This window comes from Lachnoclostridium sp. An14 (assembly GCF_002160755.1).
GTDB lineage: Bacteria > Bacillota > Clostridia > Lachnospirales > Lachnospiraceae > Lachnoclostridium_A.
On the sequence record NZ_NFLE01000021.1, the window covers coordinates 47,574 to 71,253 of the forward strand.

Below are 23,680 nucleotides of genomic sequence, written 5' to 3' on the forward strand. Positions count from 1 at the left end.
CCCCTTTCACAAACCGCTGTTAACAGCATATGAAAGGGGGGATGGATTTTATTCCTGATCAGCGGCCGCTTTGTCAAGACTTACGTGGATTTTGGACAGATGCCAAATATCTCTCACGTACTCCTCGATGGTGCGGTCGGAGGTGAATTTTCCGGAATGCGCCACGTTTAAGATGGCTGCCTTTGCCCACCAGGACTCGTCGCGGTACGCCTGGTCGATGCGCTCGTGAGCCTCCGCGTAGGAGCGGAAATCCTTCAGAATAAAGTAGGTGTCCGCCTTGTCGCTGCTCTTGGTGTTGAGCAGGGAGTTGTAGATGTCGCGGAACAGCTCCGTATCCTGGGGCGCGTAGTAGCCGTTGATGAGCTGCATCAGCACACGGCGGATGTCCTGGTCATTGTTGAAGATGTCCATGGGATTGTAGCCGCCGTTCTTCTCGTAGCCGATGACCTCGTCAGAGCTCATGCCGAAGATGAAGGCGTTATCCTTGCCCACTTCCTCCACGATCTCCACGTTGGCTCCGTCCATGGTTCCCAGGGTCAGGGCGCCGTTTAACATAAACTTCATGTTTCCGGTACCGGACGCCTCCTTGCTGGCGGTGGAAATCTGCTCGCTGACGTCAGCGGCGGCAAAGATCATCTCCGCGTTGGATACCCGGTAGTCCTCGATGAACACCACCTTGATCTTTCCGCCGATGCTCTTGTCGTTGTTGATCACGTCGGCTACGGAATTGATCAGCTTGATGGTCAGTTTCGCCCGCTTATAGCCCGCTGCCGCCTTGGCGCCGAAGATGAAGGTTCTGGGCACCATATCCATGTTGGGGTTGTCCTTTAACTTGTTGTACAGGTACATCACATGGAGAATGTTCATCAGCTGTCTCTTGTACTCATGAAGCCTCTTGACCTGCACGTCGAAAATGGAGCGGGGATCCACGTCAATGCCGTTGTGCTCCTTGATGTACTTGGCCAGGCGCACCTTGTTGCGGTACTTGATGTTCATGAATTCCTGCTGGCACTTCTTGTCGTCGGCGTACACGGCCAGTTTCTCAATATGGGACAGGTTGGTGATCCAGTCGTCGCCCACCTTCTCCGTCACCCAGTCTGCCAACAGCGGATCGCCGTGGAGCAGGAACCGTCTCTGGGTAATGCCGTTTGTCTTGTTGTTGAACTTCTGGGGCATCATCTCGTAGAAGTCCCGCAGCTCCTGTTTCTCCAGGATTTCCGTGTGGAGCCTTGCCACGCCGTTCACGGAAAAGCTGCCTACGATGGCCATGTAAGCCATGCGCACCTGTCCGTCGTGGATCACGGCCATACGGCTTACGCGGCCGGGATCGTTGGGGTACTTCTTCTGGATCTCTGCCACAAAGCGGCGGTTGATCTCCTCCACGATCTGGTAGATTCTGGGGAGCAGGCGGGAGAACAGCTCAATGGGCCATTTCTCCAGGGCCTCCGCCATGATGGTGTGGTTGGTGTAGGCGCAGGTTCTGGTGGTGATGTCCCAGGCCTCCTCCCAGCTTAAGCCCTCCTCGTCCATGAGGATTCTCATTAACTCCGGAACTGCCACTGTGGGATGGGTGTCGTTCATCTGGAACACCACCTTGTCCGGCAGCTCGAAGATGTTGTTGTGGTTCTCTTTAAACTTGCGGATGGCAAGCTGCACGCTGGCGGAGATGAAGAAATACTGCTGTTTTAATCTCAGCTCCTTGCCGGCGTAGTGATTGTCGTTGGGGTAGAGCACCTCTACCAAGTTCTTGGCCAGGTTCTCCTGCTCCACCGCCCGGTTGTAGTTTCCGCGGTCGAACTCGGAAAGGTTAAAGCTGTCCACCGGCTGGGCATCCCAGATGCGCAGGGTGTCCACCACGTTGTTGCCGTAGCCCACCACCGGCAGGTCGTAGGGAACAGCCATGACGGACTGATAGCCCTTCTGGACGAAGTTGTTCTTGTGGCCGTCCCACTGGATGTCCACGTAGCCGCCGAATTTTACCTCTGTGGCGTACTCGGCGCGGCGCACCTCAAAGGGATAGCCGTCCTTTAACCACTCGTCCGGCACCTCCACCTGGAACCCGTCCTTGATTTTCTGCTTAAACATACCGTAGCGGTAGCGGATTCCGCAGCCGTAGGCCGGGTAGCCGAGCGTGGCCAGGGAATCTAAAAAGCAGGCTGCCAGACGGCCCAGGCCGCCGTTTCCAAGGGCCGGATCCCGCTCCTGATCCTCGATCACATTTAAGTCAAAGCCCAGCTCCTCCAGAACCTCTCTGACCTCTTTCTGCGCGCAGATGCTGATGATATTGTTTCCCAGATACCGTCCCACCAGAAACTCCATGGACAGATAATACAGTTTCTTGGAGTCCTGCTTTAAAATCTCCTTCTGGGTGGCGATCCACTCGTCAATGATCACATCCTTCACCGCGTAGGCCACCGCCTGGTACGCCTGAGCCGGCGTCACCTCGTCAATGGTTTTGCGGAACAGGTTTCTGGCGTTCGCGATCACACTCTTTTTAAACGTTTCCTTATCAAATCCCTGATACATATTGCCTCCTACATTTTAGTCGGTGAGCTTTTCCACTCCCAACATCACTTTCTCCCCGTTAATATTCCACTCCTTGGCATAGCCGCCGGTCTGGCCGTAAACAGCCTGATCCGCCATCACTTCGCCTAAGATGGTGCTCTCATTCTCCTTCAGGACCGTCTCTACCTTTTCGTTGTCCTGCACGTAAACGGCGATGTGATCCATCACCTCAAAGCCGGCTTCCTTTCTCATGGTCTGGATCTTGCTGACGATCTCGCGGACGAAACCTTCCTCGATCAGCTCCGGCGTCAGGTTCGTGTCCAGAACCACCGTCATCACATTGTCTCCCTCGGATACAAAGCCATCCTTCTGGGCCATGTCGATGAGCAGGTCATCCCTGGTCAGCTCCACAGAAACGCCGTCGAAATCGAAGGTGAGGACGCCCGTCTCATTTAAGGTGTCCATGGCCTCGTTTCCGTCGATCTCGGAGAGGGCCTTGCGGATATTGTTTAACTGCTTGCCGTACTTGGGGCCTACGGTCTTTAACTGCGGTTTGAAGGTGTAGGAAGTGAACTCCCGCACGTCGTCGGTAAACTCCACCTTCTTCACATTCAGCTCGTCCTCGATGATCTCCTGGTAGAACTCCGGCAGCACCTTGCCCTTTACAAACATCCGTCCGATGGGCTGGCGGTTCTTGATGGCGGCCGTATTTCTCGCGGCGCGGCCCATCACCACCACCTTCAGCACTTCGTCCATCTTCTCCTCCAGATCCTTGTCGATCATCTCCTCGCAGACAGCGGGGAAATCGCAGAGATGGATGCTCTCCGGCGCGGTTTCGTCGATCTTTCTCACCAGGTTCTGGTAAATGTCCTCCGTCAGGAAGGGCACCATGGGCGCCGCCGCCTTGCACACGGTCACCAGGGCGGTGTACAGGGTCATGTAGGCGTTCACCTTGTCCTGCTCCATTCCCTTGGCCCAGAAACGGCTGCGGCTTCTTCTTACGTACCAGTTGCTCATGTCATCCACAAAGTCCTGAAGGGCGTTGGCCGCCTCCGGCACCTTGTAGTCGTTTAAGCAGGCGTCCACCGTTTTTACGGTGCTGTTTAACTTGGACAGGAGCCATTTATCCATAACCGGGAGCTTGTCGTACTCCAGGGTGTATTTTGTAGCGTCAAAATTGTCAATGTTCGCGTAAAGCACGAAGAACGCGTAGGTATTCCACAGGGTTCCCATAAACTTTCTCTGGCACTCCTGCACGGCCTTTCCGTGGAACCGCTTGGGCAGCCAGGGGGCGCTGTTGATGTAGAAATACCAGCGGATGGCGTCGGCTCCGTAGGTCTCCAGGGCCTCGAAGGGATCCACCGCGTTTCCTTTGGACTTACTCATCTTCTGGCCGTTCTCGTCCTGCACATGGCCCATAACGATGACGTTCTTAAAGGGCGCCTTGTTGAAAATCAGGGTGGAGATGGCCAGGAGGGAATAGAACCAGCCTCTCGTCTGATCCACCGCCTCGGAGATGAAATCCGCCGGGAACTGGGATTCAAACAGCTCCTTATTCTCAAAGGGATAATGGTGCTGGGCGAAGGGCATGGAACCGGAATCGAACCAGCAGTCAATCACCTCCGGAACCCGGTGCATTTCTTTGCCGCACTCCGGACAGGTGATGGTCACCTTGTCGATGAAGGGACGGTGGAGCTCGATGTCCTCCGGGCAGTTCTTTGACATCTTCTTTAATTCCTCGATGCTGCCGATGGCGTGCTGGCAGCCGCACTCACACTCCCAGATATTTAAGGGGGTGCCCCAGTAGCGGTTGCGGCTTAAGCCCCAATCCTGCACATTCTCCAGCCAGTCGCCGAAACGGCCCTTGCCGATGCTCTCCGGCACCCAGTTGATGGTGTTGTTGTTGCGGATTAAGTCCTCCTTCACGGCGGTCATCTTGATGAACCAGGATTCTCTCGCGTAGTAGATCAGAGGCGTGTCGCATCTCCAGCAGTGGGGATAGCTGTGCTCAAACACGGGAGCCTCAAAGAGCAGGCCTCTCTCCTCCAGATTCTGGAGCACCATGGGATCGGCCTTCTTTACAAACACGCCGGGCCACGGCGTATCCGCCGTCATCTCGCCTTTTCCGTCCACCAGCTGCACGAAGGGCAGGCCGTAGTTTCTTCCCACCTTGGAGTCGTCCTCACCGAAGGCCGGAGCGATGTGTACCACGCCGGTACCGTCAGTCAGAGTCACGTAAGTGTCGCAGGTTACGTAGAACCCTCTCTTTTTCTGTTTCTCCGCCACCTTGGCAGCGCAGTCAAATAAGGGCTCATACTCTTTATTCTCCAGCTCCCGTCCCACATAGGACTCCAGGACCTGGTACTCTCCCAGTTTGCCCAGAACGGTCTCCACCAGGGCCTCTGCCATGTAGTACACCTTTCCGTCTCCCGCCTTTACCTTCACATAGGTCTCGTCGGGATGGACGCAGAGGGCCACGTTGGACGGCAGGGTCCAGGGGGTAGTGGTCCATGCCAGGATGTAGGCGTCCTCGCCCTTCACCTGGAAACGGACGATGGCGGAGCGCTCCTTTACATCCTTATAGCCCTGAGCCACCTCGTGGGAGGACAGAGGAGTGCCGCAGCGGGGGCAGTAGGGCACGATCTTAAAGCCCTTGTAAAGCAGGCCCTTGTCCCAGATCTGCTTTAAGGCCCACCACTCGGACTCGATAAAGCTGTTGTGATAGGTCACGTAGGGGTTGTCCATATCCGCCCAGAAACCGACGGTATTGGAAAAGTCCTCCCACATTCCCTTATATTTCCATACACTCTCCTTGCAGTGCTCGATAAACGGCTCCAGACCGTACTCCTCGATCTGCTCCTTGCCGTCTAAGCCCAGCATCTTCTCCACTTCCAGCTCCACCGGAAGTCCGTGAGTGTCCCAGCCGGCCTTTCTGGGCACCATGCAGCCCTTCATGGCGCGGTATCTGGGAATCATATCCTTTATAACGCGGGTCAGCACGTGGCCAATGTGAGGTTTCCCGTTTGCTGTGGGCGGTCCGTCATAGAACACGTAGGGAGTCCCCTTTGCCCTGGTCTCGATGCTTTTCTCAAAAATGTGGTTGTCTCTCCAGAATGTTTCAACTTTTTTCTCTCTGTCCACAAAATTGAGATCCGTGGATACTTTGTCGTACATGATTTTCCTCCTTACTCTTTCCGCAGCATGGCGGCCATCCGGTCTGTCCGGTACACACCCGTTCCTCCAGGGCAGAGCCTTATGTCTTCTTATAATAAGTATAGACAAAAATGGCTGGCTACAACGGCTGGCGAACCATGGAAACCGGCTGCGCCGTTTCCATGGGCGGTTTTCCCGCGGTGTCCTGTTCCTTTTCTGTGCTAAACCAATCTGTGTTTCACCCGCGCTGACTGGCGGCTGCGCCAGCAGCTATTTTCCTCTGCGCGGAGTGCGTTTCCCGGGAAACTTTTTCGTCATAGACAAATGTCATGGGAAACCAGGTTTCCTGTGACCTAAAAAGTGTGCGCCATGGCGCGCACTCGCGCCGGAGCGCGGCTGCGCCAGCAGCTATCTTCCTCTGCGCGGAGTGCGCATCGGGAGTTTTTTTGTCATAGACAAAAAAGCCCCGTCCTGTACAATCAGGACGAAGCCTTCCAAACATCTCCGTTTAACCACCTATTGCTGCATACTGTCATATGAGTTCTCTGTAACGTGAGAATTACGTCCTGGCCTACTGATCTTCAGCCGGCGACTCCGGAGTGATCTTCGCTCATGCCCTACTCATACCGGACTCCCACCCTTCCCGGCTCGCTGACATTTTCCGGCACTGCTACTCTCTCCTTCACAGTCTTTCTATTATTAACTCCTTCAGTATAAATTTCCTATTATAAAATGTCAAGGAGATTCTATCCTCCGCCCCCTAAAATGTCCCCACAGCGCGGCAAAATGTCCGTGTACGGCGGCATTTCCGGTCTCCCGGAGGATTTCCCTTCCCAATGGCCGGCGCAGGGCAGACGCAGGCGTCTTTGCCGGCGGCTGCCCCACTTTTTTCGCCAACCCGCTTGCTATTTCCCCTGATTGTGCTATACTACCTAAAAACTAAGCGCTACGGCGCCAACTCGGAACCGCGAGGAGGATCATTATGAACGAAAGAAATCTGACACTGTTGACCGATCTCTATGAGCTGACCATGATGCAGGGCTATTTTAAAGAGGAAAATGCCAATGAGACCGTAATTTTCGACGCCTTCTACCGCACGAACCCCGATGGAAACGGCTACGCCGTCTGCGCCGGCTTAGAGCAGGTGATCGAGTACATCGAAAACCTCCACTTTACCCAGGCGGACACGGACTATCTGCGCTCCACCGGTATGTTTCAGGAGGATTTTCTGGACTACCTGCTTCATTTTAAATTCTCCGGCGACATCTACGCCATCCCGGAGGGCACGGTGGTGTTCCCCAGAGAGCCTCTGGTAAAGGTCATCGCCCCCATTATGGAGGCCCAGCTCATCGAAACCGCCCTGCTAAACATCATCAACCATCAGAGCCTCATCGCTACCAAGGCCGCCAGGGTTGTCTACGCCGCGGAGGGAGACGGAGTCATGGAGTTCGGCCTGCGCCGCGCCCAGGGCCCGGATGCCGGCATCTACGGCGCCAGGGCCGCCATGATCGCCGGCTGCGTCGGCACCTCCAACGTGCTGGCCGGCCAGATGTTTGACGTTCCCGTAAAAGGCACCCACGCCCACAGCTGGATCATGAGCTTTCCCGACGAGCTCACCGCCTTCCGCACCTACGCCCGGATGTACCCCAACGCCTGCATCCTGCTGGTGGACACCTACGACACCTTAAAATCCGGTATTCCCAACGCCATCCAGGTGTTTACGGAAATGCGGGAGGCCGGCATCCCCCTGACCTTCTACGGTATCCGCCTGGACAGCGGCGACTTAGCCTACCTTTCCAAAAAGGCAAAGCGGATGTTAGACCAGGCCGGGTTCCCCGACGCTGTGATTTCTGCCTCCAATGACCTGGACGAGCACCTGATCGCCAGCCTGAAACTCCAGGGGGCGACCATCAACTCCTGGGGCGTGGGCACCAACCTGATCACCTCCAAGGACTCCCCGTCCTTCGGCGGCGTGTACAAGCTGGCGGCCATCCGGGACAAAGAAAGCGGGACATTTATCCCCAAGATCAAGCTCTCCGAAAACGCGGAAAAGATCACCAACCCCGGGGACAAGACCATCTACCGGATTTACGAAAAGGATACGGGGAAAATTGTGGCGGATCTGATCTGTCTCACCCACGAAACATTTGATTCTCACAACTCCCTGCTGCTCTTTGACCCCATTGAAACCTGGAAAAAGACGCTGCTGGCTCCTGACACCTACGAGCTGCGGGAGCTGCTGGTGCCCGTATTTAAAAACGGAACCTGCGTCTACCACTCTCCCAAGGTTATGGACATCCGGGCCTACTGCCAGAAGGAGTTAGATACCCTGTGGGAGGAGTCCCGCCGTCTGGTGAACCCCCACGAGGTGCACGTGGACCTTTCCAACGAGCTGTGGCATATGAAGAACCAGCTGCTGGACTCCTATCATTACGGCGGCTGAGGCCGGACGGGAGGGCGATGAGCGGCGGAGACCTTGGCTGCGGACGGACGGCTGAGGCGCCGGACGCGGGACGAGCGGCAGACGCGACAGACGCGCCGGACGCGGGACGGGCGGCCGATGTACCGGACGGCGGGAGGATCGGTGGATGCCCCCGGACGCGGGACGGCAGATACGCCGGGCAACTGGACGATTGACAAATGCTCCCGGCCGTGAAACAGGCGTCCAACGGGCATTTTGAATATTCACGATTTATTCATAATCTTTTCATAACTTCGCTATACTATCTTCACAATTCCTGGGTATAGTAAAGACAGTAGCAAGAGCAATGCGAATGACTACACAAATAACTTTTTCATAATTGCCGGCGCCCCTTCTGGGGTAGCCGGCTCCTCCCTTTTTCCGGGACTTTTTTCACCGCGGGCCCGTTTCCTCCATATACTAGGTTAGAATCTGTTATGGAGGTGCCTTTATGGCTACATTCTTCCCAATCACCGGGACCGTTACCCAGATCGAACCGATGCAGTCCTCCGCCAATAACTGGTGCGGCTGCTCTCTCATGATCTCCATATCCACGGACTACCAGGGCATGGTAAACCTCGTAGTCACCCCCTACACATACATTTTCAATCAGGAGGCGCTCCAGCCCGGCGATTCCATCACCGCCTTTTACGATGCCTCCGCCCCCGCTCCTTTGATCTTTCCGCCCCAGTACCGGGTGGTTGCCATTGTAAAGAACATGGACGGGCGTATGATGGATTTCAGCTACTACGATGAGAATCTGGTGAACTTCGCCGGCACCCTGCAGCTGGCCCCCACGGACAACACGGTAATTGCCTACCCCAACGGCCAGACCTTCCCCGGATCCCCGGCCAACCACTATCTGTTAGTCATCTATTCCACCAGCACCAGAAGCATCCCCGCGCTGACGGAACCCAGCTCCATCACCGTATTCTGCTGTGCATAACACGGCCCTTTCCTGCGCATAAGATATAAAAACGCAGGCGGAACACCGGGACGGCAGGAGAAAGGCCGCCGTTTCCCACGGGAGGGGCGGCGGATTTCCCCTGCCGTCCGCCCATTCCCCATTTGATTTTCCCTCTCGTTTGCACTATACTGGAGACACAAAACAGACATGACCGCTAACGCGGTTATCACGAATCAGAAAGGCCTTTATATGATACAAAAATTCCTTCAGATGACTGCCTGGCCCATGACGCCGCCAAGGCCCTACTCCCCGTTCCACATCCTGCTCAGCCTGGCAGGCATCGGGTTTGCCCTGTGCCTGTCCCTGTTTCTTGCCAGAAATCCGGCGCCCATTTCCAAAAATCAGAGCCGGTGGGGGCGCAAATCCCAGGGGCCAGACAGCATCCCCGCCTCAGACCGCAGAGAGGGACGGGCCCTGCGGCGGCTGTTTTTCTGCGGGATATTCCTGGCGGTGAGCGAGGTCTACAAACAGCTCTTTCTCACCCTGGTGGTGCATCCCGGCGTCTACGACTGGTGGTATTTCCCCTTTCAGCTCTGCAGCGTCCCCATGTACCTCTGCCTGCTGCTGCCTCTCCTGCCGGAGCGGGGACGGCAGATCACCTGCACCTTTCTCCAGGATTTCAGCCTTTTAGGGGGCTTTCTGGCCCTGGCGGAGCCCAGCGGGCTGATGCACCCCTATATCACCCTGACCCTTCACGGCTTTTTCTGGCACTTTACATTGATCTTCATCGGGGCCACCTGCTCTCTCTCCGGTCTCTCCCTGCGGAAACCGGCGGGATTTCTCTCCAGTCTTCCCCTGTTTCTCGGCTGCTGCCTCGCGGCTCTGGCCATCAACTGGGCTGCCGGCCCGGAAACCAACATCGCCATGTTCTACCTTTCCCCCTACTATCCCTCCCAGCAGGTCGTTTTCCACCAGATCGCCCTGGCTGTGGGGATTTTCTGGGGAAACGTGATCTATGTGGCCGCGGCGGCTCTGGGCGGGTTTGTGATCCACACAGGGCTGTGGATGGTTTACAGAGGGAGGAAAAACGGGCGCAGGAAACATTTTTCCGGAGGAACGGATGAACAGAAGGTTTCCGGCCAATCCGTTTCCTGATCAAAAATGCCGCGGCAGACGGAATTTTCTCATGTTTCCTGTTTCTCTCACAGACGGACATTGTTACGGCAGGAAAATGTGCCCTGCGGCGCACATCCCCGCCGAAACGCTGCTGCTCCAGCAGCCATCTTTCTCCGCGCGGAATGCGTATTCGCCGGAAACTTTTATATCTGGGAAACGCAGTTTCCCATGACGCAAAAAAACCGGAGAACCTCTTTTCAAGATTCTCCGGTTTCCACTCAGAGCTGCTGACGGGAATCGGACTCCTCGCAACTCCCAAGAACCCAATAAAATCAAGGAGGAACGCACGCTGTCTACCTTGTGTCTACGGGCTGTCTACATACTAGCATTGTGCGAAAAGGTTGTCAAGAGGTCTGCGGAGCAGATGCATCTTGCCTCTTGACAACCGGTAGTTGTGGGAGAGATATTCCCATAATTTGGTAAGAGGTTGAGAGGAAACAGAATGTTCCTTTCAACCTCTTGATTATGTTATTGTGACCAGCGGGCGATAGGTTACTGAACCCATACTCCATCTGCATTAATGGTATAGCCATCAATAGTGGTGTTGGTTACCATATATCCATCTGCTCCCATATAATACCAAAGTCCAGAGTACGGGGACTGCCACCAACTATTGGTTAAATAGGAGCCATCCTTAAACTGAATCCACCAGCCGGTTTCATTGGAGGCCCAGTCACCGGTGTCCTGTGTAGAGGTGGTGGTATTGGAGGTATCAGAGGTGGCGGCTCCGTCTGCATAAACTACATACTCGGCAAACTCTCCCATGTCTGCGGCAGTCTTACCCTCTGGCAGTTTGCAAATATATACAAAGGACATAACATCATAGTCACCCCCGGTTTTAACCACATAGGAAATCTGACCTAGACTATTATACATCTCTCTGTATCTTTTCGCATTACGCAGTTGTTCTTCTTCATCATCACTAACAAAATACAGCTTACGATAATTTATATAGAATTCAACATCATCGTAGGTACACTCTCTCAATTTGTCCCCAAAATCATAGTACATAACAATCTCATCAAAAGATTTCGTACTATCCACAGGAGTAAAATCATCTTTAGTAACTGTATCACTTCCATCTACAATAGCAAGATAAAATATATTGGATCCATCATCCATTGGCGCTACCTGTTGTAATACCTGTCCATACAGTTTCAAACGGTTTCCATCTTCTGCATAGTCAGCCGCAAAGGAAGTTATAGCCGTGGTAAACAGCATTACTGAGGCCAGGCCCAAGGTCATTAGTGTTTTCAATGTCTTTTTCATCTCGTTCTCTCCTTTAAACATTTGTATTGGAGAAAATTAAAAAGCAAGGTGTCAAGCCTTACACTTCACACCTTGCTGCCTTTTGGATACAACAAAGAAAACTCCTACCCATTTCCATGTTGCTAAATTTAACTCCATAGCTTATAATGGAATGGCATAGTAGTGGTTGCCACCATTGTGAGAAGTGTTCTGCAAAACACTTTTCACACCTGCCCAGGTGTTACCAGCACTTGGGTAGGTGCTATGCTTTTTAATTTTCTAAGCCCATTTTAGCACACTAGGAATAGGTATTCAACCATATTTTTCTAAAGTGGTTCTGTCTTATGTGCTATTATGCAACAGAAAATTTTATGCTTTATGCCCTATTTCGAGAGGATTAGAACTGCCAGCAGACTTTTTGTCCCTCCGTATGCCGGACAGACGCCAAGCGGCAGAACCGAGCCTGGAGGCGCCGCGCCGACGAAAGGCTTGGGGCGTCGCGGCGGATGCGTCGGCATACGGAGACCAAGTCCGGGCTAGTATTACCCCGGACTTGTGTTGCAAGTGACAAATGCCCGCAATCCCTTTATTTACCTATAGTTTCGTGGCACATATATTTTGTGACAGATAACAGGTCTGTGTCTTTATAGAATCTCACTTCACCATTGAAGTCCATTCGGAAAATGGCACTACTGTTAGGATATAATACTCTCAAAATAAAAACAGGAAGGGAGTTGAATCCTTTATGACAAAAGGTCAACAGAATGTAAATCCGCTGGGAGGCACGACTTATAGTACCGGCTCGGCAAACAAAAATTTTTTTGAGTATATATATAACTCTTATACTGACAGCAACAGTGGCTCTGATAACAAAATGACTTACAAATGTGTGGCGTTTTTCACCCGCTCTAAGGTAACCACAGTACATGACCATCTTTCTTCAAACTATAAAGGTGTGAGAAACATAAAGCTGACCACATGCTTACGGTTCTGCAACTTTTTGCACATCTCTTTGGAAAAGGTATTAACCGGCACGACTACCCGCCGCATATTTAACGGTAGGAATACCAGATTTCAGTTTTATAATGTTGACAGAAATATGCAAGATGTGCAAAAAGAACTTCGCAATATTAAATGCACTAAGGAGGTTTGCAGGCAAATAGGAATTCCCAAATCTACCTTGAGACGCCTGCAAAACAAACCAGAAAGTATTACATTATGTAATTTTCTCAGATTATGTAATTATCAAAAAAAGAGCATTGACCAAATACTTACATGATTTTCCAAAAGCCGATAGCCCTAAACGCTATCGGCTTTTTTCGACATGTGGTCTCTTTCCTAATGTATGATTTTTGTAAATTTAAAAGAAAGGAGAGCGATATCATGGAAATGATGAGCGTAAGAGATTTGGCATTGAGTTTAAACAATGTCAATCCATCGGATGTGGAAGACGGCTATTCTTCTTGCATACGAGCCGGTCTTCAAAAAGATTTCAAGACTAAGGCAATCATTGGCTACACCTACTATTGCAAAGCCAGAAATTATAAGACCTATGCAATAAAGGTGCCTGCGAATGATGAGAACAAAGTTACTTTTGAAGACATTCAGAATCGGCTTCGTACAAAAGAGTCGGTGCTGTTGATTCCCCACAATATCGATATAAATGCATATGCATTTTTGCCTGAGCCAGAGAATCTCCGTGAAGGCGTATCTTTAAAAGCCGATTCTGTAAAAGTTGCCGATAGTATGACATCCAAAAAAGCAATCGAAGATGATGACGAAATCATTGATTTTTAAGTAACTCGATTAAGAGGGCAGGTCTCCCTGCCCTCTCTTACGAAAGGAGCAATATTATGCTAGACAATCAAAAAAAGAATATTTTCAATGAGATAAAAGATACTATGGAGAATCAATACAATATCAAGATTGATGCCGAGACAATCAAAGAGACAGTAAAGAGCGGCATCCATTGTGTGGGGGACTTTATCAAAAACAGCTACCGCATGTTCGAGGAACGGTATCAAGAAGAAACCAAGTCCCGGATACAGCAGAACAATGAGTTTTATCTGGGTCAAGTAGCAAGACAGATTTGTATGGAGTTATCCTATTTCTGGCCGGAGCAGTATTATCTGCTAAAGCAGTTTTCTGTCTCTCCCACAGGAGTTTCATGTCTGACGGTGAAGTGCATTACAAATAATATGATAACCATTGCTTTACCCAAATATAGCTGGAATACGGCCTACAGCGCCGGAGCGCTACAGATGCTGGTACGGAGACTAAATGGTACGCTCCCTGCTTTCATCCAGGCATACAGTGCCCTATATGGTCAGCAATACTTTTTACAATACTTCCCTCACATGATAAACTTGCAGTTCCTTTCCGCTACGGATACCGGTGCGGAAATCGAACTTAGTATAAAATACATATAAGTGAGGTAATTATGGCTACTCAAAAGACAGACAGGTCACGAAAGTTCATGCTGACAATTCAGGCATCCCAGATACAGAGTGGATGGAGCCATGCAAGAATACGCGAAACTATCGAGACCAAATTAAAAGGTGTTACATACTACGCTATATGTGATGAGATTGGCCGGGAAACCGGCCAGCCTCATACGCATTTAGTCATTTATTCCCCTAATGCAATCCGTATTTCGACGGTCAATAATGTCTTTCCTAATGTTCATGTAGATGTTCTGAACGGAACCGTAAAGCAAGCGCGGACATACCTTAAGAAAGGTGGAAAATTCAAGGATACGGAGAAAGCAGATACATCTATCAAGGGGACTTTTGAAGAACATGGAGAACCGCCCAGAGAAAAAGGACAGGGGCACCGAAGTGATATTGAACAAGCGATGGAAATGGTAAAAGAAGGGAGTACTGACCTTGAGATTATTGAGGCAATCCCCTCCATACTTCCCAGACTGACAGACATCCAGAAGTACCGCCAGCTTATCATAGAAGAAAAAGCGCGGGAGTTCCGCAAAATGGAAGTGATTTACTGTTACGGCAAAACCGGCACCGGCAAAACCAGTGGTCTATATAAACTGTATGACCCTGCTACCGTCTGCACAATCACGGATTACCACGGCAACGGGATTTTCGATGGCTATGACAGCATAAGAGTGAAGGTTCTGGCTCTAGATGAGTTCCGGTCGTCCCTTCCATTCAGCCTCCTGCTTGCGCTTCTGGACGGAAACCCGTTGACCATTAACTGCCGGTATCATAACCGGTATGCTGTCCATACTACGGTCTGGATCATTTCCAACATCCCTTTGACCGCGCAGTACCCCAACATCCAGCAGGAGGAACCAGAAAGCTGGCAGGCCCTCCTGCGCCGGATCACGAAGGTCAGACACTTCTACGACAACAATCAGTACCATGATTATACAGTCAAAGAGTATCTGCGCGCTGAGCGGTATGGACAGCTGGCAGAGTGGATGGAGGCCACGCCGGGCGAATGTCCATTCCTGCCGGAATCCCCCATAGAAGTGACCGAACAGCTAAAACTGAACCTTACCCCAGACGGGATAACAATGCTCCCGTTACCATCTATCCCAGACAAACCAATTCCAAATGATACCGGATTGCCGTTTGAGTAATGGGATTACGATTAATAAATTGATTTATAAAATAGAGTACCTAGCCACAACAGAAGAAAGAAACAGCAGATGATGACCTAATCTATGATGAATCGAAAGCTGGGCAATCTCTGGTTAGGAGCATACCTTGAAGATAAATCAAAATCTTAATAAAACTGACCTTTCTTTTTTATTGAGGGAAAGCCTCGAATCTGATATAATACCGCCAGACAGCGTGCTTGATATGTTGATGGCTACTAAAAAAGAACGAATTAAGAAACTGCATCCTTACGCCATTACGCCGCCAACAAAAGATGGAGGCCGGTGGCAGACCTGGTATAAAGGGTCAGACGGGAAACGAAAGAATATCAAAGCACAATCTGAGGACGAGTTGTGGGAAAAATTAATTCCCATATACTTTTCTGATTCGCACATTGACAAGATTACGTTTCATGAACTCTATGAGGAATGGCTGGAATACAAACAAACTGTAACCAACAGCCCCAACACGATTAAGCGGCATACACAGCATTACCGCAAATATTTTGAACCGTCCATCCTGCACAGCAGAAAAATCCGGCGGATTGATGAACTTCTTCTGGAATCGGAATGTAACCGCATTGTAAGGGAATTTAACCTCCCGCGCAAAGAGTGGACGAATGTCAAGACCATTTTAAACGGAATGTTTTCCTATGCTGTCCGGAAAAAATATCTGATTATGAACCCGATGGAGAACGTTCAGATATTGGTGAAGTTCCGGCAAGTAGTCAGAAAGACCGGCAAAACGGAAACCTATAATTCTGATGAATTAGAACAGTTAAATGCATTTCTGGACAAAATGTATGCGGAAACCGGGGATAGTTCCTATCTGGCCGTTAAAATCAATTTTATGCTGGGCCTGCGTGTTGGAGAATTAGTGGCACTAAAATGGGAAGATTTTTTCGATGAAAAGTATCTGCACATTGTTCGCGAAGAAATCAGAAATCAAGTCACAAACGAAATCTATGTTGTAGAGCATACCAAAACAAATAAGGACAGGTTTGTGATTCTGGTGCCCAAAGCGATTGACATTTTGAAAAAGATTGAACCCCAAGGAAACTATATTTTTATGAGAGACGGCGAGCGGATAACATCTATCCGTATTGCATCCGTTCTAAGAAAATATGCCCGTTATCAAGGTGTAATCGTGAAATCCAGTCATAAAATGCGAAAGACCTTTGCCAGCAATCTGAACGCGGCCGGCGTCCCACTGGACTGCATACGGGAGCTGCTGGGACACAGCAGCCTGTCCACCACGCTAGGCTATATTTATAATCCATTGACAGAGGATGAAACGTACAATTTGATTGAGAAAGCATTGTAGACAGCTGTCTACAAGTGTCTACAGCCTAATAAACACAAAAAAACCGGAAATCACTGAAAAATCAATGATTTCCGTTCTTTTAGGAGAGCTGCTGACGGGAATCGGACCCGTGACCTCCGCACTACCAATGCGACGCTCTACCGACTGAGCCACAGCAGCCTTTTGTTTCGTTCGCCTCACGCGAACCTCGTATATAGTATCACGTATTATTTGAATTGTCAACACTTTTGAAAAAATTTTTTATGATTTTTTTTGCCTCTGTTTTTCGGCGTTTTTCCTGGCAATCATCCGGCCAAATGAGCATATGATGAAGTAAAAAACCACGAGGTGCTCTATGGCTGAAATGGACTTCTTTTTCAGCAATCTTTCCGACCCGGCCGGGGAGGCCGGCAGCGGGACAGCCATGTTTCAGAATCAGGATACAACAGACGTGGGAGATCCCGAACTCGTGCAGGCCATGGACTCCGATCCTGGCTTTTCTGTATTTCAGGACATAAATATGGCGCAGCTTACAGACAGCGGTAACAGCAGCCGGCGAAATCCCGGCAATTCCGGAGGAAATTCCGGAATCGCCCTCCCAATCGCCCCGCCGGACAGTCAGCCGGTGGCTCCGCTGCCAAGCCGTCCCACCGGCTCTATGCCTCCGAACCGCCCTACCGGGCCTTCCCAGCCAAACCGCCCCACTGGCCCTATGCCTCCGAACCGGCCCACTGGGCCTTCCCAGCCAAGCCGTCCCACTGGCCCTATGCCTCCGAGCCGCCCCACCGGACCTTCCCAGCCAAGCCGCCCCACTGGCCCCACACCACCGGCGCGGCCCGTGCCTCCCATAGCCCCCATACCACCGGTACGGCCCGTGCCGCCTGTGGCTCCCAGACCTCCGGTACGGCCCGTGCCGCCTGTGGCGCCCAGGCCTCCCATCCTGGTCCCGCCGGTGCGGCCCCTGCCTCCAAACAGGCCGGCGCCCCAGCCTCCCATCTTTCCCAACCTGCCGGGAGGAAATCAGGATTTCAGCGAAACCAGGTTTCTGGTGGCGGCCACCAACAATTTCCCCATCAGCCTGGCCATTGATTCGTCCGTCTACGACACCTCCGCCCGGTTTGGAACCAGCACTGGCTATAACTTCCTTTCCGACGGATTCCACACCGTCACCGTGCGCCGGGCAAACGACCTGCGGGCCATCCTGTTTCAGCGCAGCTTTCCCTTCCGGGCCGGCCAGCGTTCTACCCTGGTAGTAGTGGACTCCGGCCAGGGCGGCATGGACGTGATCCAGGTCTCTGACACCGGCTGCCGCAATCTGCCCGCGGGAAACGGCTGCTACCGTGTCGCCAACATGACCTTTGAAGGCTCCGCCTACAATGTCCTGCTCCAAAACAGCGGCATCGTATTCCGGAACATTACTTACACCTCCGTGACTCCCTTTAAACAGGCAGTCCGCGGCTCCTACCTGTTCAACATCACCAACGTATCCTGCTGCAACGGGTTCCGGGAGCTCCCCATTATCGCCATCGGCGTTCTGGGCTCCGGTTTCACCATCTCCAACCCGATCCTCACCGTCCCGGTGGAGATCCAGGCAGGACGAAATTACACCACCTACCTGATCGGAAACAACTGGTCCAATTTCAGCCTGCGGGCCATAACCCTGGAAAGCTGATCCCGACCTGGAAAAGAATTTCCTCCTTATAACAGTGTTCGCTTGGCGCACTCCCGCGCCAGAGCACTCTTATTTAACAGAAAACGCAGTCTCCTGTTAAATAAGACAGAAACAGCCGGCAGCCCACCGCTGCCGGCCTCCCTTCTGCCGTCCAATCCTATAAAATCCCCTCGTAGCTCTCCCGCAGCGTTTCACAGGAAGCCGCCAGATTGCTCTGCTCCTCCTCCGTCAGAGACAGGGTGAGCACGCTCTGGATTCCGTTCTTATTGATAATGCAGGGCACTCCCACAAACACGCCGGACTGGCCGTATTCCCCCTTCAGCATGGCCGAAACGGTGAGAACGCTGTGCTCGTCCCCCAAAATGGCCTTGGTGATCCTGGTGAGGGCCATTCCAATGCCGTAATAGGTGGCGTGTTTCGCCTCAATGATCCTGTAGGCAGCCCCCCGCACCTCCTCGGAAATCTGATCCAGGTCCTCCTGGCGCACCTTTCGGTTCCCCGGCTCCCCGCAGAAACTTAAAATCGGCTTTGTGGCCAGCATTGCCTGGCTCCACGGCACAAATTCACTGTCCCCATGCTCGCCGATCACGTAGGCGTGCACGTTCCTGGGATCTGCCTTCAAGTAGCCTCCCAGCAGATAGCGAAGTCTGGCCGTGTCCAGCGTCGTCCCCGTTCCCAGCACCCGTCTGGGATTAAAGCCGGACAGGTCGCAGGTGATCCTGGTCATGATGTCCACCGGGTTGGTGGCCACCAGGAAAATCCCGTTAAACCCGGAGGCTGTCACCGGGTCAATGATGGACTGGAACACCGCCGCGTTCCGTTTCAGCAGATTCAGCCTGCTCTCCCCCCCCTTCTGGGCCACTCCGGCGCAGATCACCACAATGTCCGCGTCCTCGCAGTCCTCGTATTCCCCGGCGTAAATCTTCATATTGGACGGAGCGAAGGCCAGACCGTGGTTTAAATCCATGGCCTCCCCCTCCGCCCTCATCTTATTTACGTCAATGAGCACCAGCTCATCGCAGGCGCTCTGGTTCAGCATGGCATAGGCATAGCTCATTCCCACCATCCCGGTTCCGATTAACGCCACTTTTCGATTGTCAACTCTCATTCCGTTCTCCTTTCCGGGCCCTTCGGCCCCAGCTCCCAATACGGACGCGAAACAGTGACCGCCCGCGCCGAAACACAGCTGTGCAGGAAACCGTCTCACCCGGCAAAGCACACCTTTTGCCGGAAACTTTTGTCTCATAGGGAGCGCAGTTTCCCATCACATGACAGAAAAGGCACCGTTTCCGGTGCCTCCGTCCTTTTCTTTCTTATTGTAACCGCTGACGCACAATCTCATACGCCAGCACGCCCGCAGCCACGGACGCGTTTAAGGAATCAATGTCCCCCTTCATGGGGATTGACGCCACCATATCGCATTTTTCCCGCACCAGGCGGCTCACCCCGTCGCCCTCGTTCCCGATCACCAGGCCGATGGGGCCTTTTAAATCCAGACGGTACATCAGCTCCCCGCCCATGTCGGCGCACACAAACCACAGGCCCCGTTTTTTCAGGTCCTCAATGGTGGCCCCCAGGTTCGTCACCTTCGCCACCGGCGTGTAGTTTAGCGCCCCCGCGGAGGTCTTCGCCACCGTGGCCGTAAGTCCCACCGCCCGCCGCTTAGGGATAATGACCCCGTGGGCGCCGGCCAAATTGGCCGTGCGGATGATAGCCCCCAGATTGTGGGGATCCTCAATCCCGTCCAGGAGAAACAGAAACGGCGGCTCCCCCTTCTCCTCGGCGGCCTTTAACATATCCTCCACCTGGGCGTACTCGTAAGCGGCAGCGTAGGCGATCACTCCCTGGTGATGCCCGGTGCCGGACAGCTGGTCCAGCCGCTCCTTCGCCACAAACTGGATAATGGTATCGTGCTTTCTCGCCTCCCGCACAATGGTCTGCACCGGACCGTCCTTACAGCCGTCCAGCACAAACAAACGGTCAATGGTCTTCCCGGACCGGAATGCCTCCAGCACCGCGTTTCTGCCCTCTATGGTAAATTCCTCGTATCTCATCAAAGCTCTCCCATCTTCTTTAGTCCGTGGCTGACCAGCTCTGTCAGCCGCTCCAGGCGGCCGCTTAAATACAGCCATCCCATAAGGGCCTCAAAGCCCGTGGCCATCCGGTAATCCTTCATGGTGGCATTCTTTGCCATGGTGGCAGATTTGGCGTTCCTGCCCCGCTTGTAGACGGCCAGCTCCTCCTCCGTCAGCTCCTCCTCCAGGAGCATATAGAGGTTTGCCTGGGTCTGGGCCTTCACCAGGCCGGCGGTCCGCTTGTGGAGCTTGTTCACCTGGGTATTTCCCCGGTTTACCACCTTCGTGCGGATCACCAGCTCATAGATGGCGTCCCCCATATAAGCCAAAACCAGAGGAGAGTACCCGTTCGGGTCCCTCTCCTCCAGCATCAAAAGCTCCCTGCACCGGGAAATCATGCTCTCCTCCATTTCACGCCCTCTCTCGTATCCTCCAGAACAATGCCCTTTTCCAGAAGCTTTCCGCGGATCTCGTCCGCCAGCGCGAAATTCTTTTCCTTCCGGGCCTGCTGTCTCGCGGCGATCATCTCCTCGATCTCGCTGTCCAGCATTTCCTCCTTCTTCTCCGTGATAATGCCCATCACGTCGCACAGCTTTTCGATGGTGTCCTTTACCGTCTTAAGCCATGCCTGGCTGCTGCCTTCGCTGGCGGTGGAATTGGCCAGCTTCACCATCTCAAAGATGGCGGAAATGGCGTCTGCCGTGTTGAAATCGTCATCCATGGCAGCCTCATATTTGGCTACCAGGCTGTCCAGCTCTGCTTTCGCGGCCGTCTCCGCCTCGGTCATACCGCCGTCAGCGGCCGTCTTTAAGAAGTCGTTTAAACGGCTCACGCAGTTTAAAATGCGCTCCAGGCCGTTCTTGGAGGCCTCCATCAGCTCGGCGCTGAAGTTTAAGGGGCTTCTGTAGTGGGCGCTCAGCATGAAGAACCGCAGTACCTGCAGGTCGTACTTCTCGCTGATCTCCCGGACGGTGAAGAAATTGCCCAGGGATTTGGACATCTTTTTATTGTCAATGTTTAAGAACGCGTTGTGCATCCAATAGTTTGCGAAGGTCTTTCCATTGGCCGCCTCACTCTGGGCGATCTCGTTCTCATGGTGGGGGAAGATCAGGTCCTCGCCGCCGGCGTGGATGTCGATCTGCTCGCCTAAGTATTTTCTGGACATGACGGAGCACTCAATGTGCCAGCCGGGGCGGCCGTTGCACCAGGGGGACTCCCAGAAAGGCTCCCCGTCCTTTTTCGGTTTCCACAGCACGAAGTCCGCGGAATCCTCCTTGCCCTCCTCGCCGGTGACCTTGATCTCCCGGAAACCGGACTGAAGGTCATCTAAGTTCTTGTGGGACAGCTTTCCGTACTCCTTAAAGGCCTTTACCCGGAAATAGACGGTGCCGTCCTCCGCCTTGTAGGCGTAACCCTTGTCGATGAGGGACTGGATCATCTCCAGCATCCCACAGATCTCCTCCGTGGCCAGGGGATGGGTGGTGGCCGGCTTTACGTTCATGCCCTCCATGTCCTTTTTGCACTCCGCGATGTAGCGCTTGGAAATGGTATCCGCGTCCACACCCTCCTCGATGGCTTTCTTGATGATCTTGTCGTCCACGTCGGTGAAGTTGGAAACGTAATTCACCTCGTAGCCCTTGTACTCAAAATACCGGCGCACCGTGTCGAACACGATCATGGGCCTGGCGTTTCCGATGTGGATGTAATTGTAAACGGTGGGGCCGCAGACGTACATTTTCACCTTTCCCGGCTCCAGGGGCACAAATTCGTCTTTTCTTCTGGTCAATGTATTAAAAATTTTCATGTTCTTCTCTCCTTCTTTTTCAACTGTTTTTTATCCGGATGGGTATGTTCTTCCTCAGTCCCTGACGGGACAGCCGCCGCATCCCCCGCACCCAGAGGGCGCCGCCATCCGGTCATAGTAACAGTTGTCCGCCACCGTGGTAAGCAGGGTGATGGCTGTGGAGGAAATGCCCTCCCCCGCGCCGGTGAATCCCAGCCCTTCCTCTGTGGTGGCTTTTATTCCCACCTGGTCCTGGCTGATGCGCAGGGCCGCGGCAATATTCTTCCGCATCTCCTCCCGGTAGGGCGCCAGTTTCGGCCGCTGGGCAACCACCGTGGCGTCGATATTCTCGATCACAAATCCCTTTTCCTCCAGAAGGGCCCCCACCTGCTCCAGCAGGCGGATACTGGAAATCCCCTCATACCGGGGATCCGTGTCCGGAAAATGCTGTCCGATGTCTCCTAAGGCCGCCGCCCCCAAAAGGGCGTCCATGATGGCGTGCACCAGCACGTCCGCGTCGGAATGGCCTAAAAGTCCTTTTTCATATGGAATCGTCACGCCGCCCAGAATGAGGGTTCTCCCCTCCACCAGGCGGTGCACGTCATATCCCTGTCCAATTCTCATGTCTTGTCCCTCCGCTATGTCTGTCTGATTCTTCTGTCCTATACGATCATTCTCATCTTTTTCTGAATACAACGGAGCTGGATGTCCTGCTGCATCTGGCAGCTCTCACCGTCCACATGAACCGCCATGGGCCTGTCCAAATGGATAAAGGCCTCCCGGCACTCATAGCGGCGCACGCCGGGCCTCTTTTTTCTCCTTCCGAAAAAGGCATCCAGCACGATCTGAAACAGCCGGATCCGGCTGGAGGTGTGAGCCACGCACAGAGACAATCTGCCGTCGCTGCAGTCCGCCCCCGGAGCGAAGACAAACCCGCCGCCCTCTGACGGATGGATGTGGGCGGAAATAAAATAAATGTGGTTAAACTCCACCTTCTGCACTCCGTCCAACACCAGATACCCCTTCACCGGCCGCGCCCGGAAAAGCTGCCCCAGGCCCACAAGCACGTAGCGCAGCTTTCTGGGACAGATCTTGTTAAACCCGCCGTGGAGCAGGCTGTGGCACACCGCCGCGTCCACGCCGATCCCGGCGCTCACCACGAACCTCCGGTGCCGCACTTCTCCCTCTCCATAGGATAATACTCCGTAATCCATCAGCTTATGATACTTGGGATGGAGGATCTTTTTTAAACAGCGGCGGGGACTGCCTGGGAGCCGCAGGCTCTTTGCCAGATCATTTCCCGTGCCTCCGGGAATCAGTCCCAGGGTAACCGGCCCGTTAAAAGACAGGCCGTCCACCACCTCGTTCACTGTGCCGTCTCCCCCTGCTACCACGATCACCCGCGGTTCCCGGCAGCCTTCCGTCAGATCCCTCGCCAGGGCGCGGGCATCCCCCTGCCCGTGAGTAAAATACGCCTCGTACTCCACACAGGCAAAGCTGAGCAGCTTTTCCAGTTTTCTCCAAATCCGAAATCCCTTTCCTCTGCCGGAACCAGGATTCACGATGAAGTAGTACATGGGGATCCTCCTGTCTCATTACTGGTTTCTAGTATAACATACTACCCGGCAAATGATAAGAAAATTTCTATAAAAAATTTATATGTGAAATGTAAAGTTAAATTCTACTCTCACACCCCCGTCTAGCTTTTACCTTTTCACAAATAGCTCTTATCCTTTCACATCTTCCCCATTAGCGGTATACTCATACTATTCTTTCTG

Annotated in this window: 18 protein-coding genes and 1 tRNA gene; 8 read left to right on the forward strand and 11 right to left on the reverse strand. The window is 52.9% G+C overall.

Annotated features, from left to right (window positions below):
• Positions 1-48: 48 nt before the first annotated feature.
• Both B5E84_RS12500 and ileS read right to left on the reverse strand, forming a co-directional pair.
• On the reverse strand, positions 49-2,526 hold the full coding sequence (locus B5E84_RS12500; protein ID WP_087223244.1) for a glycogen/starch/alpha-glucan phosphorylase: 2,478 nt from the start codon (positions 2,524-2,526) through the stop codon (positions 49-51).
• Positions 2,527-2,541: 15 nt separating this feature from the next.
• Positions 2,542-5,679 carry an isoleucine--tRNA ligase gene (gene ileS, locus B5E84_RS12505; RefSeq protein ID WP_087223246.1) on the reverse strand — a complete coding sequence of 1,046 codons (3,138 nt, stop codon included), beginning with the start codon at positions 5,677-5,679 and terminating at the stop codon, positions 2,542-2,544.
• Positions 5,680-6,640: 961 nt separating this feature from the next.
• Here ileS and B5E84_RS12515 point away from each other — a divergent pair.
• The 3 genes from B5E84_RS12515 (at position 6,641) to B5E84_RS12525 (ending at position 10,181) form a co-directional block, all read left to right on the forward strand.
• Positions 6,641-8,101, forward strand: coding sequence for a nicotinate phosphoribosyltransferase (locus tag B5E84_RS12515; RefSeq protein WP_087223250.1), 1,461 nt, complete (start codon positions 6,641-6,643; stop codon positions 8,099-8,101).
• 469 nt (positions 8,102-8,570) lie between these two features.
• The gene (locus tag B5E84_RS12520; protein WP_087223251.1) at positions 8,571-9,065 is read left to right on the forward strand and encodes a hypothetical protein; all 495 of its coding nucleotides are present in this window, start codon (positions 8,571-8,573) and stop codon (positions 9,063-9,065) included.
• A 210-nt stretch (positions 9,066-9,275) separates the two neighbouring features.
• Positions 9,276-10,181, forward strand: a complete 906-nt coding sequence (locus tag B5E84_RS12525; RefSeq protein WP_087223285.1) for a TMEM164 family acyltransferase — start codon at positions 9,276-9,278, stop codon at positions 10,179-10,181.
• Between the two features lie 513 nt (positions 10,182-10,694).
• Here B5E84_RS12525 and B5E84_RS21090 read toward each other — a convergent pair.
• A complete protein-coding gene (locus B5E84_RS21090) occupies positions 10,695-11,471 on the reverse strand; it encodes a hypothetical protein (RefSeq protein WP_087223254.1) in 777 nt (258 codons plus the stop codon).
• Positions 11,472-12,833: 1,362 nt separating this feature from the next.
• Here B5E84_RS21090 and B5E84_RS12540 point away from each other — a divergent pair.
• From B5E84_RS12540 to B5E84_RS12555, 4 genes are all read left to right on the forward strand, one after another.
• Positions 12,834-13,247, forward strand: a complete 414-nt coding sequence (locus B5E84_RS12540) for a hypothetical protein (protein WP_087223256.1) — start codon at positions 12,834-12,836, stop codon at positions 13,245-13,247.
• 56 nt (positions 13,248-13,303) lie between these two features.
• Positions 13,304-13,879 carry a hypothetical protein gene (locus B5E84_RS12545; protein ID WP_087223257.1) on the forward strand — a complete coding sequence of 192 codons (576 nt, stop codon included), beginning with the start codon at positions 13,304-13,306 and terminating at the stop codon, positions 13,877-13,879.
• An 11-nt stretch (positions 13,880-13,890) separates the two neighbouring features.
• A complete protein-coding gene (locus B5E84_RS12550) occupies positions 13,891-15,051 on the forward strand; it encodes a hypothetical protein (protein ID WP_087223259.1) in 1,161 nt (386 codons plus the stop codon).
• A gap of 127 nt (positions 15,052-15,178) precedes the next feature.
• On the forward strand, positions 15,179-16,393 hold the full coding sequence (locus B5E84_RS12555) for a tyrosine-type recombinase/integrase (protein WP_087223261.1): 1,215 nt from the start codon (positions 15,179-15,181) through the stop codon (positions 16,391-16,393).
• 86 nt (positions 16,394-16,479) lie between these two features.
• Here the strand turns inward: B5E84_RS12555 and B5E84_RS12560 are convergent.
• Positions 16,480-16,552: transfer RNA gene (locus B5E84_RS12560), tRNA-Thr, on the reverse strand.
• 438 nt (positions 16,553-16,990) lie between these two features.
• On the reverse strand, positions 16,991-17,368 hold the full coding sequence (locus B5E84_RS20635) for a hypothetical protein (RefSeq protein ID WP_087223263.1): 378 nt from the start codon (positions 17,366-17,368) through the stop codon (positions 16,991-16,993).
• 52 nt (positions 17,369-17,420) lie between these two features.
• On the opposite strand from B5E84_RS20635, the gene B5E84_RS20640 reads away from it, so the two are divergent.
• A complete protein-coding gene (locus B5E84_RS20640; protein ID WP_087223265.1) occupies positions 17,421-18,044 on the forward strand; it encodes a DUF4397 domain-containing protein in 624 nt (207 codons plus the stop codon).
• A 157-nt stretch (positions 18,045-18,201) separates the two neighbouring features.
• Here B5E84_RS20640 and B5E84_RS12575 read toward each other — a convergent pair whose 3' ends face one another.
• From B5E84_RS12575 to B5E84_RS12600, 6 genes are all read right to left on the reverse strand, one after another.
• Positions 18,202-19,152 carry an L-lactate dehydrogenase gene (locus B5E84_RS12575; protein WP_087223267.1) on the reverse strand — a complete coding sequence of 317 codons (951 nt, stop codon included), beginning with the start codon at positions 19,150-19,152 and terminating at the stop codon, positions 18,202-18,204.
• 205 nt (positions 19,153-19,357) lie between these two features.
• The gene (gene rlmB / locus B5E84_RS12580; protein ID WP_087223269.1) at positions 19,358-20,098 is read right to left on the reverse strand and encodes a 23S rRNA (guanosine(2251)-2'-O)-methyltransferase RlmB; all 741 of its coding nucleotides are present in this window, start codon (positions 20,096-20,098) and stop codon (positions 19,358-19,360) included.
• A complete protein-coding gene (locus tag B5E84_RS12585; protein ID WP_087223271.1) occupies positions 20,098-20,529 on the reverse strand; it encodes a Mini-ribonuclease 3 in 432 nt (143 codons plus the stop codon). Before B5E84_RS12585 ends, rlmB begins: the two co-directional genes overlap by 1 nt.
• Positions 20,514-21,923, reverse strand: a complete 1,410-nt coding sequence (cysS, locus tag B5E84_RS12590; RefSeq protein ID WP_087223273.1) for a cysteine--tRNA ligase — start codon at positions 21,921-21,923, stop codon at positions 20,514-20,516. The genes B5E84_RS12585 and cysS overlap by 16 nt, the downstream gene beginning before the upstream one ends.
• Before the next feature lie 54 nt (positions 21,924-21,977).
• Positions 21,978-22,526, reverse strand: coding sequence for a 2-C-methyl-D-erythritol 2,4-cyclodiphosphate synthase (gene ispF / locus B5E84_RS12595; RefSeq protein ID WP_087223275.1), 549 nt, complete (start codon positions 22,524-22,526; stop codon positions 21,978-21,980).
• 38 nt (positions 22,527-22,564) lie between these two features.
• Positions 22,565-23,479: a diacylglycerol/lipid kinase family protein gene (locus B5E84_RS12600; protein ID WP_087223277.1), complete on the reverse strand. Its 915-nt coding sequence runs from the start codon at positions 23,477-23,479 to the stop codon at positions 22,565-22,567.
• Positions 23,480-23,680: the final 201 nt, after the last annotated feature.